This window comes from Cobetia sp. PDI-12MA (genome assembly GCF_059507695.1).
Window position 1 is genome coordinate 3,979,889 of sequence record NZ_CM183351.1, and the last position, 11,878, is coordinate 3,991,766.

The 11,878-nt window shown below is 62.5% G+C and carries 10 protein-coding genes; 2 read left to right on the forward strand and 8 right to left on the reverse strand.

What is annotated here, in order from left to right; genetic code table 11:
* Positions 1 to 129 precede the first annotated feature (129 nt).
* Positions 130 to 996, reverse strand: a complete 867-nt coding sequence (gene hexR, locus AC5WNI_RS16855) for a transcriptional regulator HexR (RefSeq protein ID WP_043331730.1) — start codon at positions 994 to 996, stop codon at positions 130 to 132.
* Between the two features lie 166 nt (positions 997 to 1,162).
* On the opposite strand from hexR, the gene AC5WNI_RS16860 reads away from it, so the two are divergent.
* A complete protein-coding gene (locus tag AC5WNI_RS16860; RefSeq protein WP_043331728.1) occupies positions 1,163 to 1,387 on the forward strand; it encodes a PA3496 family putative envelope integrity protein in 225 nt (74 codons plus the stop codon).
* A gap of 455 nt (positions 1,388 to 1,842) precedes the next feature.
* Here the strand turns inward: AC5WNI_RS16860 and AC5WNI_RS16865 are convergent, their stop codons facing one another.
* Complete coding sequence (locus AC5WNI_RS16865) at positions 1,843 to 3,210, reverse strand: sodium-dependent transporter (RefSeq protein WP_043331727.1); 1,368 nt, start codon at positions 3,208 to 3,210, stop codon at positions 1,843 to 1,845.
* Positions 3,211 to 3,560: 350 nt separating this feature from the next.
* Positions 3,561 to 4,463, reverse strand: a complete 903-nt coding sequence (locus tag AC5WNI_RS16870; protein ID WP_175088894.1) for a DUF72 domain-containing protein — start codon at positions 4,461 to 4,463, stop codon at positions 3,561 to 3,563.
* Between the two features lie 230 nt (positions 4,464 to 4,693).
* Here AC5WNI_RS16870 and AC5WNI_RS16875 point away from each other — a divergent pair, with 230 nt between their 5' ends.
* Positions 4,694 to 5,380, forward strand: a complete 687-nt coding sequence (locus tag AC5WNI_RS16875) for a YitT family protein (protein WP_175088895.1) — start codon at positions 4,694 to 4,696, stop codon at positions 5,378 to 5,380.
* On the opposite strand, the gene rluF is transcribed toward AC5WNI_RS16875, so the two are convergent.
* The 5 genes from rluF to AC5WNI_RS16900 all read right to left on the reverse strand — a co-directional run bounded on the left by rluF (position 5,377) and on the right by AC5WNI_RS16900 (position 11,865).
* Positions 5,377 to 6,714, reverse strand: a complete 1,338-nt coding sequence (gene rluF, locus AC5WNI_RS16880; protein ID WP_175088896.1) for a 23S rRNA pseudouridine(2604) synthase RluF — start codon at positions 6,712 to 6,714, stop codon at positions 5,377 to 5,379. The genes AC5WNI_RS16875 and rluF overlap by 4 nt on opposite strands.
* A gap of 169 nt (positions 6,715 to 6,883) precedes the next feature.
* Positions 6,884 to 8,731: a glutamine--fructose-6-phosphate transaminase (isomerizing) gene (gene glmS, locus AC5WNI_RS16885; RefSeq protein ID WP_175088897.1), complete on the reverse strand. Its 1,848-nt coding sequence runs from the start codon at positions 8,729 to 8,731 to the stop codon at positions 6,884 to 6,886.
* A gap of 11 nt (positions 8,732 to 8,742) precedes the next feature.
* A complete protein-coding gene (locus tag AC5WNI_RS16890; RefSeq protein WP_175088898.1) occupies positions 8,743 to 9,522 on the reverse strand; it encodes a DeoR/GlpR family DNA-binding transcription regulator in 780 nt (259 codons plus the stop codon).
* A gap of 222 nt (positions 9,523 to 9,744) precedes the next feature.
* Positions 9,745 to 11,115 carry a bifunctional UDP-N-acetylglucosamine diphosphorylase/glucosamine-1-phosphate N-acetyltransferase GlmU gene (gene glmU / locus AC5WNI_RS16895; RefSeq protein WP_175088899.1) on the reverse strand — a complete coding sequence of 457 codons (1,371 nt, stop codon included), beginning with the start codon at positions 11,113 to 11,115 and terminating at the stop codon, positions 9,745 to 9,747.
* A 327-nt stretch (positions 11,116 to 11,442) separates the two neighbouring features.
* Positions 11,443 to 11,865, reverse strand: a complete 423-nt coding sequence (locus AC5WNI_RS16900; RefSeq protein WP_054556360.1) for a F0F1 ATP synthase subunit epsilon — start codon at positions 11,863 to 11,865, stop codon at positions 11,443 to 11,445.
* Between the last annotated feature and the right edge of the window lie 13 nt (positions 11,866 to 11,878).

Consider the following 11,878-nt stretch of genomic DNA (forward strand, 5'->3'; position numbering starts at 1 on the left):
TGAGATTCGCTGCCCCTGTTCAGGCATCCACCTTATCACAGCGGCCTGCCCTGCTCTTCCCCGCGCCGGCCTTCCTTGCACATACGTGCCTTGCACTTGCCTTCAAGGCAGAGGATGCCCAAGTGATGCTCAGTGGGTATCGAAGTCGTGGTCGTCGATGCGCAGAGTGGCGAGGCTCTTCTTGACTGCCTCCAGCTGCTCCTTGAGCTTGGGGCCACGCGCCTTGGCGACACCGACCGCCAGCGTATCGACGATTACCAGGTGCGCGATACGCGAGCTCATCGGGGTGTAGATCTCGGTGTCTTCGTGCACATCGATGTGCAGCGGCAGCGTGACTTCATCCGCCAGTGGCGAACCACTCGGGCACAGCCCGATGACGGTCGCGCCGGCGTCACGCGCCAGCCGCACGCTGGCGATCAGTGCCTTGGTGCGGCCGGTCTGGGAGATGGCCACCACCACGTCACGCGGCCCCAGCGTCACCGCTGACATGTTCTGCATGTGCGGGTCGGTGTAGGCGGCAGTGGAGATCTGCAGGCGGAAGAACTTGTGCTGGGCATCGTGAGCCACGGCGCCCGAGGCGCCATAGCCGTAGAACTCGACCCGGCTGGCGGAGGCCAGCGAGTGGATGGCACGCGCGACGGCTTCGGCATCCAGGCGGTCACGCACCGACAGCAGGGTACCGATGGTGGAATCGAACAGCGAGTGCGAGAACTCGGCCACGCTGTCGGAGTCATTCATGGAGAACTGGGCGAACTGGGTGCCGGTGGCGAGGCGTTGCGCCAGCTGCAGCTTGAAATCCTGGAAGCCGGCAAAGCCCATTGCCCGACAGAAACGCACGACCGTCGGCTCACTGACCGATGACTCGCTGGCCAGATCGACGATCCGCATGTGAATCACTTCCTCCGGATGACGAAGGACATAGCGTGCGACCTTTTGTTCAGAGCGGCGGAAATTCTCCATCCGGCTCCTCAGGTCGTCGAAGATGGCATGGCTCACGGCACACTCCTTGCAGACTTCATGGGCATGCCTGAGCTTACGTCATCCCCCCGGGGGTGTCGCCTGCACAGGCAGGCTATAGTCACAATTTTGTCAAGTGAGCTATAGTAAAACGGTGTGGCGCCAGTGAAAGCCCACATCCTTTGGATGCCATGGAGGTCGAATCATGCGTAATTCAGAGCAGGTAGATACGCTCAAGAAAGAGCTTCTCGATATTTTCATGACTCTCGGTGCCGACGAACATCAGGCCCGCAAGAAACAAAGCGCAGTCCGCCATCTCCGCGCCCGTCGTGGAATAGAATTGCACAACGAAATCAAGCGCCTAAGCGAGGATTTAAGCGACATCGAAGTGCTGGAAATGGATACTGAAAGCGATATCGACACCCACTGATTCCAGGCGGGGAGGCGATACGCTCCCCGCCGATCAGTGATGTTTTCACGCTCTGATCCGCCAGGGTTCGGGCTCCATGCGACACCTTCCACCATCTCTTTCGAGCATGGTCGTACCCCCCTCTCGCGGTATTTCTCGTCAGATCCTCCCGACAAACACTTCTTGTTGCGGCCCCTGTTGCGTCTGAAATCTCCTGAAATGGCGTGTTTTCTACACAAGGCCTGAAGATATCTCGCCGAAAGGTCGTGATATTCATGCCTCATATTGCAAAACCCTACGACCAATGACGCACCATTACAGTGCGAGCGCTCACTGACCCTATCTGACCTCAGAGAATCCGCCTCTTGCCTCGTCAGAAACACGAGAGGCCCGCCGGATAGGCGAGCCTCTTGAGGTACTGCATCTTCGTGCTGAGTGTGACGTGCCTCTGCTGGGGTCAGCGAGGACGGAGGTAGTTACAGGCTTGACGCGAACACCACGACCACACCGATCGGGGCGATATAGCGCGCCACGAAGCTCCACAGCGAGAAGGCCGAGTCGCTCATGTTGAGCTGGCTGCGCACTTCGTCACGGCCCATGAACCAGCCGACGAAGACGATGGTCGCCAGACCGGTCAGCGGCAGCATCAGCTTGCTGGTCGCGTAGTCGAGCAGGTCGAAGATGGTCATGCCTTCGAACTTGGCGAACATGCCCAGCGGCGCCACGTCACTCCACAGGTTGAAGGACAGGATGGTGGCGATGCCCAGCAGCCAGGTGGCGATACCCGCGACCCAGGCCGAGCCGACGCGCGACATCGGCGTCTTCTCTTCCAGCCATTCGACGATAGGCTCCAGCAGCGAGATGCCTGAGGTCCAGGCCGCGAATACCAGCAGTACGAAGAACACCACACCGAAGACTTCACCGCCCGGCATGTGACCGAAGGCCAGCGGCAGGGTCTGGAAGATCAGACCCGGGCCCGCCGCGGCGTCGAGGCCGTTGGAGAACACCACCGGGAAGATGGCCAGACCGGCCAGCAGGGCGATGACGGTATCCAGCACCACCACGACCAGCGCGGTACGCCCGATATTGACGTCATCGGACAGGTAGGAGCCGTAGGCCATCATGATGCCCATGCCCAGTGACAGGGTGAAGAAGGCATGCCCCATGGCCGCCAGCACGCCATCCTTGTCGAGCTTGGAGAAGTCCGGCGTCAGCAGCCAGGCGGCCGCATCAGCGAAGCCATCGGTGGTGGCGGCGTAGCCGACCAGCACGATCAACATCACCGCCAGCAGCGGCATCAGGATCTTGGCGGCACGCTCCAGGCCACCGGCGACCCCGCCGGCAACGACCAGGATCACCATCAGCATGAAGGCACTGTGCCAGGCCAGCAGCGTGGTCGGGTCCCCCAGCAGACCGCCGAACAGGCTACCGGCCGTGTCAGAGGTCAGGGTTTCGAAACTGCCGCTGGCCGCGTCGGCGATGAAGGCCAGCGCCCAACCGCCGATGACGCTGTAGAAGGACAGGATCAGGTAGGCGCCGAGCACGCCGGCTACCCCGATCAAGACCCAGGCGGGACTGCGTTTGAGCCGGGCACTGATGTGGCTCATGGTCGAGATGGGGTTCTTCTGCCCCAAGCGACCCAGCAGCCATTCCGACATCAGGATCGGCAGGCCGATCAGCAGGATGCAGATCAGATAGACGAGGACGAAGGCACCGCCGCCGCTCTCACCTGTCATGTAGGGGAATTTCCAGATATTGCCCAGACCGACGGAAGAACCGACGGCAGCCAGGGTAAAGGCCAGGCGAGAAGACCACTGTGCGTGGGAATGCGGTTTGGATGACATGTGAATCCCTGATTCGTCGCGAGGGCGCCTGTCGCTGGTAGCGACTTCGGGCACCTTGTTGTGCTTGTTGCATCATGCTGCCAATGCGGACGGATCATCCGTGGCCAACACGATGGCGTCGCAGGATCACTGCTGTGGTGCTCCCGGCATTCACGCTGACCGGGTAGGTCGTGGGGAATGACAGGCAAGTGCCGATAGGCACGCCGGAACGGGCAGACTGCCCATCTCCGGTAAATATCGCCGCGGTAACGGCAACATGTGGCTAAAGCTACTCGATTGAGGGGCCATCTGCCAGCAAGCCACCATCAGACCATGGCCTCACAGGAGAAACATCACGCCCTGATGGAGCGTCAGAACAGACTGCCCTGCCCCTCGCCCGGAAAGGCCCCGACCAAGGGGCGGCCCAGTTTCGCCAGCACCTGATTGGCCAACAGGCGTGCCAGTGCGGGCGCTGCCTTGTTGTCCGGTGTATGCACGAAGAGGAACGGGCTTTTCCCCTGACTTATCCACAAGGAAAGACGCTCTACCCAGGGGGCAAACAGTGCCCGATTGGTGGATTCATCGTAATGCCCGATGAAACGCACCACGGGATGTTGTCCGCTGGAGAACACATGCAATGGGCGGTGAGGCTTTTCCGAGCGCGCCACCGCAAGGCCCGGATGCGCGGTGGTAGGGCCACTGAAGAGTGGACGCACATCCAGCATCACGCGATCGACTGCGTGAGTTATCAACAAGCGATTCAACTGTCGTTCCACCTCACCCTTGGCGAAGAATATCGGGTCGCGGGGCTCCACCGCCCAGGCAAGCCCTGTTCCCTTCACCGACTGCAGAAATTGCTCGAGGCGTGGCAGGACGTCCGCCCCGAGGTCACGTGGTAGCTGAATCATGATCGGACCGAGGCGGTCCTTTATCGGTACCAGGCAATCGAGAAATGCCGCCAATTCCTGCTCGATGCCCTGCAGACGCAATTCATGAGTCAGTCGGCCCGGCAACTTGAAGCAGAAGCGAAAATTGGCCGGTGCCTGACGTGCCCAGCTGGCGATGGCAGCAGCCGTGGGCTGGGCATAGAAACTGGTATTGCCCTCGACACTATCGAAGACCCTGGCGTAATCCGCCAGATGTTCCCGCGGGCCGCTGCCCGGCAACAGGCTGCCGCGCCAGTCGTCATTGGCCCACATCGCGAGCCCGAGATGAAGATGTCCCGCCGAGTGCGAGGTATCCGGCGGTTCGGAGGCTGCATGAAAATGGTGCATGAAGAGGCCAGAACTAGAGGAATATAAGGGTCAAAGAGCCAACAAGCCGAAGAATATCGTCTGCCAGAGCGACGTAAGCACAATAAAAACTGTCATCACGGCGTGCTATGGTCCGCATCCTGCATGACACGTCAGCAGGCGGTCCACCCACCGCCCTGACTCCGCTTCCTGCCAGCCACAAGCCGCGCCGGAAGACACTCTTGTTGACTGCCCATACCCCGGAGCCTGTCATGACTGCTTTCCAACGACTCATACTGCGCGCCAGCGGCAGCCGCTCACGCGCGGCAAATGCCATCACCCTGCGCAGCCTGATCACGCTCATCGAGGGCTGCCTGCTGGTGGCGCTTGGCGTACGCCTGCTGCAGGCCGGTGGCCTGCTGGTCAGTGGCACTGCCGGCATGTCGTTGCTGGGTGCCGACCTGACAGCACTGAGCTTCGGCAGCCTGTTCTTCCTGATCAACCTGCCCTTCTACGGCCTGGCCTGGAAACAGCTGGGGCTGAATTTCACCCTGCGCACGCTGGGCTGCGTCACCCTGCTCTCCGTGCTGTCCGATGTGCTGGCGGTCAGCTTGCCGCTGGGCGCTGTCAGCCTGCCGGTCGCGGCGATAGCCGCAGGCCTGTTGATCGGCCTGGGCATCACGCTGCTGTTTCGCGAGAACGCCTCACTGGGCGGCCTGAACATTCTGGCGCTGCATCTGGAGCGACGCTTCGGCATCCATGCCGGTCGCACCACCTTCGCCTTCGACCTGCTGCTGATCGCGATCGCCGCGCTGGTCTACCCCTGGCCACAGGTCATCTGTTCAGCACTGGCATTCGCGACACTGTCCTTCGTGCTGGGCCGCTACCATCGCCGCACGCCCCAGACCGCACAGCCTGCTTCACCGGCACATGACAAGCAGGTACAGACGGCTCACTAGCGGCGACCGCGTCCCCCGCTGGAAGAGCCGCCGCCCTTGTACGAGGCGCCCTTGCCAGCCGGGCTGTTTTTCCCCGAGCTCGTGTTGCCGTAACTCTTGCTGCTACCGCCCTTGTTGGCAGAGCCTTTGTTGGCAGAGCTCTTGTTAACAGCCCCCTTGCTGTTGGCCGCGCCACGCTCATTGCGACCATCGCTGGCGTTGCCACGCGTGCGCGGCTTGAGGCCGCCGGCGAGCTTGCCGGCGCCTCCCGAACTCTTGGTGGTATTCCTGCGGGCACTTTTACCGTCACTTCTGCCTTCCTGATTGCCACGCCCCGGGGTGCGCTCATCAGAACGCTCACGACGCCCTGTACTCTCCTGCTTGGCTCCTGAACGCTGGCCCGGATGGCGTTGATCAGCACCGCGCTGACCTGTGTCGCGCTTATCAGGGCTGCGCTGACCCGGACTGCGCCGACGTGTGTCACGCTGACCGACAGCGCTATTGCCGCCTTCATGACGTCGAGTCCCGCTACGCCGGCCAGCGTCCGTACCCTGGGCGGCGCGCTGATGGCGCGCGGCCGTCGCATGCTGGGAAGGCGGCGGTGCCGCGGCCAGGCGCGAGGCTTCTTCGGTTCCACTGGAGCCCTCGATCATCTGCTGGATATCCGCCATCTCGCGCTGGGTGAGATATCGCCATTCGCCGACTCCCAGCCCGTCCAGGCTGACATTCATGATGCGCACCCGCTTGAGCTTGAAGACCTCATAGCCCAGCGCCTCACACATGCGACGGATCTGACGGTTGAGGCCCTGGGTCAGGATGATGCGGAACACATAGGTCGAGATCTGCTCGATGCGACACGGCTGGGTGATGGTGTCCAGAATCGGCACGCCAGCGGCCATGCGCTTGAGGAAGTCGGCGTTGATCGGCTTGTCGACCCGCACCACATATTCCTTCTCGTGGGCATTGCCGGCACGCAGGATCTTGTTGACGATATCGCCGTCACTGGTCAGGAAGATCAGGCCATCGGAGGGCTTGTCGAGGCGGCCGATCGGGAAGATCCGCTTGGGATGACCGATGTAATCGATGATGTTGCCATCGACATGGCGCTCGGTGGTACAGGTGATGCCCACCGGCTTGTTGAAGGCCAGGTAGACCGCTTCCTGCTTGGCTTTCAATGGCTTGCCGTTGACCAGCACTTCATCGCCCGGCGCGACCTTGGTACCCATTTCGGGCACGTCCCCATTGATGGTCACGCGTCCTTCGGCGATGTAGCGGTCCGCCTCGCGCCGCGAGCAGAAGCCCGTTTCGCTGATGAACTTGTTGAGGCGGGTAAGCGATGCGTCGCGATCAGTCATGGCAGGTCACGTGCGTGCGCCGGGCGATGAACGCGCAGCGGACGGAAGGGGATAAGAAGGCAGGCGCACAGGATACCAAAAACGGCAGCCCGAAGGCTGCCGTTGGCACAATGAGACTGGGCTCATCCAGTGCTGCGCCAGATAGGGCGCAGCCGTCCTGCAGCGCGGATCACTCGACCGTGACACTCTTGGCCAGGTTGCGCGGCTGATCGACATCAGTGCCCTTGAGCACGGCGACGTGATAGGACAGCAGCTGCAGCGGCAGGGTGTAGAGAATCGGCGCCAGCACTTCACTGACATGCGGCATGCGCAGCACACGCACGCCTTCGCTCTCTTCAAGGCTGATGTTCTCGTCAGCGAACACGTAAAGCTCGCCGCCACGCGCACGCACTTCCTGCAGATTCGACTTGAGCTTCTCGAGCAGCTCGTCGTTCGGCGCCACCGCCACTACCGGCATGTCGGCATCGACCAGTGCCAGCGGGCCGTGTTTCAGCTCACCCGCCGGATAAGCCTCAGCGTGGATGTAGGAGATTTCCTTGAGCTTGAGCGCGCCTTCCAGTGCGATGGGGAACTGGGTGCCACGCCCGAGGAACAGCGCATTGTGCTTGTCGGCGAAGGCCTCGGAGAGACGTTCGATCTCGCTGTCCATGGCCAGTGCCTTGGTGACCAGCGACGGCAGCTGACGCAGCTCACGCACCACCTCGGCTTCCCCCGCCTCATCACCGCCACGCACACGACGCAGCGACAGTGTCAGCAGCATCAGACCGATCAGCTGGGTGGTAAAGGCCTTGGTGGAGGCGACGCCGATTTCCGGGCCGGCCATGGTCATCAGGCTGAGGTCTGATTCCCGCACCAGCGAGCTGCCCGGGACGTTGCAGATCGCCAGGCTACCGAGGAAGCCACCCAGCGACTGGGCATAGCGCAGCGCGGACAGCGTATCGGCGGTCTCGCCGGACTGGGACAGTGTGACGAACAGGGTGCCATCGGCGACCACCACCGGACGGTAGCGGAACTCGGACGCGACCTCGACCGCCGCCGGAATGCCGGCCAGACGCTCGATCCAGTAATGCGCGACCATGCCGGCGTGGTAGCTGGTCCCACAGGCGACGATCTGCACCTGCTTGACCTGACGGAAGAGGTTTTCCGCCTCGCTGCCGAAGCTGCGCACCAGCACGTGGTCACCGTTCAGGCGGCCTTCCAGCGTGGCGGCCAGCACACGCGACTGCTCGTGGATTTCCTTGAGCATGAAGTGACGGTAATCGCCCTTGGAAGCGGCATCCTGCGCGTGCTCGAAGGTCTGCACCGGACGCTCGTTGGCCTCGGTGACCAGGCGCTCGCCCTGCTCGAAGATCTCGATCTGCTCGGCGGTCATGCGCACCAGATCGCCTTCCTTCAGGTAGATGAAGCGATCAGTGACCTGCAGCAGCGCCAACTGATCGGAGGCCAGGAAGTGCTCGTCGATCCCGACACCGATCACCAGCGGGCTTCCCTGACGCGCGCCGATCAGAACGTCCGGCTGGGCACGATGCACCACGCCCAGCGCGAAGGCGCCATCGAGCAGCGCCACCGCCTTCTGCACCGCGGTCAGAAGGTCCTGACTCAGGGTGTATTCACGCGCCAGCAGGTGCGCGACGACCTCGGTGTCCGTCTCGGAGGTAAAGACATAACCCTGACCTTCCAGCTCGCGCTTGAGGGTCTCGTAGTTCTCGATGATGCCGTTGTGGACCACGGCCAGACTGTCACCGGACTGGTGCGGGTGGGCGTTGGCCTCACTCGGTGCACCATGGGTGGCCCAGCGGGTGTGCGCGATGCCGACACGCCCCTTGAGCGGCGCTTCCTCGAGACGCTCCTGCAGCGCTGCGACCTTGCCCAGCGCACGCACGCGGTTCAGGCGCCCCTCTTCGGAGAGGACGGCCATGCCTGCGCTGTCGTAGCCACGGTATTCGAGGCGGTGCAGGCCCTCGAGCAGGATGTTCTGGACGTTACGACTGGCGACGGCGCCGACGATGCCACACATGAGCGATCTCCTTATGCAGTTGCTGGCTCGATGAGCGGGGCGATCAACACCTCGACGCCATGAGCGCGAATCTGGTCACGCGCGGCATCAGGCAGCGCGTCATCGGTTATCAGGGTACTGACGCTGGTCCAGGCCAGCTCCAGGTTGGGAATGCGACGGCCCAGCTTGTGGGATTCCGCCATCACCACCACTTCTCGCGACACCTCGGCCATCACGCGCGACAGGCCGATCAGCTCGTTGAAGGTGGTGGTGCCACGCTCGAGGTCGAGACCATCCGCGCCGAGAAACACCTGATCGAAGTCATAGCTGCGCAGTACCTGCTCCGCCACCTGACCCTGGAAGGAATCCGAGTGCGGGTCCCAGGTGCCGCCGGTCATCAGCAGCACCGGCTCGTTTTCCAGCTCGCGGATGGCATTGGCCACGCTCAGCGAGTTGGTCATCACGATCAGGTCATCCCGACCCTTGAGCTCGGGAATCAACACCACCGTGGTGGTGCCACTGTCGATGATGATGCGCTGGTGCGCGCGGATACGGCTCGCGGCGAGGCGGGCGATGGCCTGCTTGGCGGCGCTGACCGGCTCGTCATGTACCAGCAGCTCACGCGGCATGGCCACGGCGCCGCCATAGCGCCTGAGCAGCAGGCCACTCTTCTCGAGGAAGGCCAGGTCCTTGCGGATGGTGACCTCCGAGGTGGCAAGCTCCCGCGCCAGTGCCTCGACACTGACCTCACCGTCACGCGCCAGCTGATCAAGGATCTGGTGACGCCGTTGTGGTGTCAGTCGCTTTGACATCGGGAACTCCCATAAAGTTTCGAACCGAAAGATAAGAGAGATTAATCGAAACATCAAGTGAAAGACGCTAGAGGATGAGACGATTCGCTCCCGGCCGGTCAACCAGCACAATCGGCCGTGACGAAAAAACGGGGAGACACCTGTCGGTGCCTCCCCGCCGGTGATGCTCATCTCCCCTCAGGGGCAAGCATCACTACCACTACTGCCGATCACTGTAGCCGATCACTTCTTGGTCGGACGCGGCCATTCCGGCTTGTCGATACGCTTGCCGCGCGCCACGCTCAGCGCGCCCTCGGCGACATCGCGGCTCAAGGTAGAACCGGCACCCACAGTGGCACCGGCACCGATCTTGAGCGGTGCCACCAGCGCCGAGTTGGAGCCGATGAAGGCATTGGCGCCGATTTCGGTGCGGAACTTGTTGGCACCATCATAGTTGCAGGTGATGGTGCCGGCGCCGACATTGACGGCCTCGCCGAGGGTGGCATCGCCGACATAACTCAGGTGATTGATCTTGGCATCGACACCGACCTGGGCATTCTTGGTCTCGACGAAGTTGCCGATACGTGCGCCACGCGCAAGCTCGGTGCCCGGACGCAGACGCGCGAACGGACCGACGTTGTTGTCGCCTTCCAGCACGGCGCCGTCGATGACGCTGTGCGGCGCGATGTTGGCACCGGCACCGATGGTGGCGTTGCGGATCACGCAGTGGGCGCCGATGACCACATCATCCGCCAGGGTGACGTCGCCTTCGAAGATGCAGCCGACATCGATGCTGATGTCAGTGCCGATGGTCAGCTTGCCGCGCACATCGATGCGTGACGGATCGGCCAGGCTGGCGCCTTCGGTCATCAGGCGGTTGGCCTCACGACGCTGGAAGGCACGCTCGAGATCGGCCAGCTGCAGGCGGTTGTTGACGCCCTGCACTTCCTCGACTGCCGCCGGCTGGGCGGTGGCGATGTTGACGCCTTCGCTGGCTGCCATGGCGATGATGTCGGTCAGGTAGTACTCACCCTGGGCATTGTCGGCGGACAGCGCCGGCAGCCAGCGCTTGAGCTGAGCACCGGTGGTGGCGAGGATACCGGTGTTGCCTTCCTGGATGGCCAGCTGCTCCGGCGTGGCATCCTTGTGCTCGACGATGGCGCTGACGCGGCCTTCGGCGTCACGCACGATACGGCCATAGCCTGTCGGGTCTTCCAGAATCACCGTCAGCAGCCCCAGGGTCTGCTCACTGACTTCGGCCAGCAGCGCCTCGAGGGTCTCGCGACGAATCAGCGGCACATCGCCATACAGGATCAGTACCTTGCCATCACCGATGGCGTCCAGTGACTGGGCCACGGCATGCCCTGTGCCCTTCTGCTCTGCCTGTACCGCGAAACTGGCACCGGTATCGGCCAGCTGCTGCTGGACGCGCTCACCACCATGACCGATGACGACATTCAGATGCGCACCGTTCAGACCTGCAGCAGTGTCAGCCACATGACGCACCATCGCCTTGCCTGCCAGCGGGTGCAGCACCTTCGGCAATCTGGAACGCATGCGGGTGCCCTGGCCTGCGGCAAGAATGACGACGTCGGTACGCTCTGCGCTGCTCATCGGTGAACTCCTGTAGAAAGCGGGTCTTCATACCTGAAGCCCTGAAAATAGTGGCGCCATGATAGCAGCTGATCCGTGACCTGCCAGTGACGAGGTTTACCCACGGGGCTGTCGCCGAGAACAGACCCGAGAAAGTAGCAGTACTCCCGCAAGAGGCTTGAGCCTATAGGCTCAGCACTCAAGGCGCTGGCGAATGAGTATGCTCAGCCTTGGATCACGCCAGGCTGCCTCGCCGGTCAGACCGGCCGTCCCATTGTGCCAAGCACAAAAAAAGGCGACCCGAAGGTCGCCTCTTTCCTGTCACTGGCCGTCATGGCCCAGTGCATCTCAGCGCGTGTGACGACGCATCTGCTGCACGGTGCGCAGCTTGGCCATCGCCTCGGCCAGTTCGGCCGTGGCGCGTGAGTATTCCAGTTCGGAAGCCTGGTCGTTCATGGCCTTCAAGGCCACTTCCTTGGCTTCCTGGGCTGCCGCCTCATCCAGATCGTCGGCACGTACTGCGGTGTCGGCGAGGACTGAAACGAGGTTCGGCTGCACTTCGAGAAATCCGCCACTGACGTAGTAGATTTCCTCGGCCCCACCCTGACGCTGAACGCGAATCGGGCCGGGTTGCAGCTCGGTCAGCAGCGGAGCGTGGCCCGGCATGATGCCGAGATCACCTTCGCTGCCGGCAGCCACGAGACGCTCGACCAGGCCGGAAAAGATGCCTTTCTCAGCGCTGACGATGTCGCAATGGACGCTCATAGCCATACCTGTTTCCTCA

Coding starts and splice junctions, on each gene's coding strand:
- glmU (WP_175088899.1), bottom strand. CDS start 11,115: ATGAGCAGCGCAGAGCGTACCGACGTCGTCATTCTTGCCGCAGGCCAG.
- AC5WNI_RS16870 (WP_175088894.1), bottom strand. CDS start 4,463: ATGCACCATTTTCATGCAGCCTCCGAACCGCCGGATACCTCGCACTCG.
- rluF (WP_175088896.1), bottom strand. CDS start 6,714: ATGACTGATCGCGACGCATCGCTTACCCGCCTCAACAAGTTCATCAGC.
- AC5WNI_RS16860 (WP_043331728.1), top strand. CDS start 1,163: ATGCGTAATTCAGAGCAGGTAGATACGCTCAAGAAAGAGCTTCTCGAT.
- glmS (WP_175088897.1), bottom strand. CDS start 8,731: ATGTGTGGCATCGTCGGCGCCGTCGCCAGTCGTAACGTCCAGAACATC.
- AC5WNI_RS16865 (WP_043331727.1), bottom strand. CDS start 3,210: ATGTCATCCAAACCGCATTCCCACGCACAGTGGTCTTCTCGCCTGGCC.
- AC5WNI_RS16890 (WP_175088898.1), bottom strand. CDS start 9,522: ATGTCAAAGCGACTGACACCACAACGGCGTCACCAGATCCTTGATCAG.
- AC5WNI_RS16875 (WP_175088895.1), top strand. CDS start 4,694: ATGACTGCTTTCCAACGACTCATACTGCGCGCCAGCGGCAGCCGCTCA.
- AC5WNI_RS16900 (WP_054556360.1), bottom strand. CDS start 11,865: ATGGCTATGAGCGTCCATTGCGACATCGTCAGCGCTGAGAAAGGCATC.